We start from the raw sequence: 1,472 nt of genomic DNA, 5'->3' as shown, positions 1-1,472 counted from the left end.
GGCGGGTTCTATTGATCCCCGCAACACCCTGGAGTTCAGGGAGTTGCGGGGATCGTGGGTTTTGAGGTGCTGAAGGCGAGGTTCTTCGAGGCACTGGACCGGGAGGACGGCAGCATCACTGATGCCGCTCGCGCAGTCGGAGTGAACCGCAATACGGCGTTCGGATGGGCCCGTCAGGCCGGTGTCCGCGGCCGCGGTAAGCCCGGCAGGTCTGGGCATCAGGGTCGGGCGGAGTACGAGCGGCTGCGTGCGGCTGGAGTCCGACGCCGTGATGCCTCCGCCCAGGCCGGCGTCCACGCGCGCACCGCCCAGGACTGGGACCAGGGCATCCGGCAGATCGGCCATTCGCGACTGCGCGCTGACGGCCGCTTGATCGACTATAAGACCGGTGTGACCTCCATCGGCGCCAGCGCAACCCAGCCGTCCCTCGCTGCGGTCGACGCGCGGCTGCACCCCCGGTTCCTGACCGTGACCGAGCGGGAGACGATCGCTGACATGCACCGGGCCGGCCACTCGCTGCGGGCGATCGGCCGGGCTCTGGGCCGACCGGCGTCCACGATCAAGCGCGAGATCGACGCCCGGGCGGTCGACGGCGTCTACCGGCCGCACCGCGCCCAGCGGGCCTGGGCCAAGAGCCGGTCACGGTTCAAGGCCTCGAAGCTCGCCGCAAACGGTCCGCTGCGTCGATACGTTGAGGACAAGCTGCGCGAACGCTGGTCCCCGGAACAGATCAGTCACGCTGTGATCATCGAGTTCCCCGACGACGAGAGCATGCGGGTGAGTCCGGAGACGATCTACCAGGCCATCTACGTCCAGGCCCGAGGCGGCCTGCGCCGCGAGATCGCGGTCGCACTGCGCAGCGGTCGCATCCGCCGCAAGCCTCGCCGCAGCCCGGACCAGCGCACCCGCCGCTTCGTCGACGAGATGGTGATGATCTCCGAGCGTCCTGCCGAGGTGGAGGACCGGGCGGTTCCCGGCCACTGGGAAGGCGATCTGATCGTCGGCCCCCGAAGCGAGAGCGCGATCGTGACCCTGGTCGAGCGCTCCACCCGCTACGTCCTGCTCGGGCATCTGTCTGGCGGGCACACCGCCGAGGAGGTCCGCGACGTGCTGGTGCCGGTGATCCAGACCCTGCCCGACCACTTGCGCGGCTCGCTGACCTGGGACCAGGGCTGCGAGATGGCCGCGCACAAGCAGTTCACCGTGGCCACGGGAGTACCGGTCTACTTCTGCGATCCGCACTCGCCCTGGCAGCGCGGGTCGAATGAGAACACCAACGGCCTGCTGCGGCAGTACTTCCCCAAGAGCACCGACCTGTCCGTGCACAGCGTGAAAGACCTCGAACACGTCGCCCAGCAGCTCAACGGCCGGCCACGCAAAACGCTCGGCTGGAGAACCCCAGCCGAGCGCCTGCGTGATCTACTGACGGCCACGTAAGCCATCAGGTGTTGCGAGGACCCCGAGAATCCGCC

1 protein-coding gene is annotated in these 1,472 nt (G+C 68.8%); it reads left to right on the top strand.

Translation table 11 applies throughout. From position 1 onward, the window contains the following. The first annotated feature begins 243 nt into the window (after positions 1-243). Positions 244-1,437, top strand: a complete 1,194-nt coding sequence (locus ACFWP7_RS42595) for an IS30 family transposase (protein ID WP_384394042.1) — start codon at positions 244-246, stop codon at positions 1,435-1,437. Positions 1,438-1,472: the final 35 nt, after the last annotated feature.

Origin of the sequence: Streptomyces sp. NPDC058470, assembly GCF_042721055.1 — a bacterium.
In the GTDB taxonomy this organism is placed as follows: Bacteria; Actinomycetota; Actinomycetes; order Streptomycetales; family Streptomycetaceae; genus Streptomyces.
The sequence above is the reverse complement of the archived record's forward strand: the minus strand, read 5'-3'. Positions and strand labels throughout refer to the sequence as shown.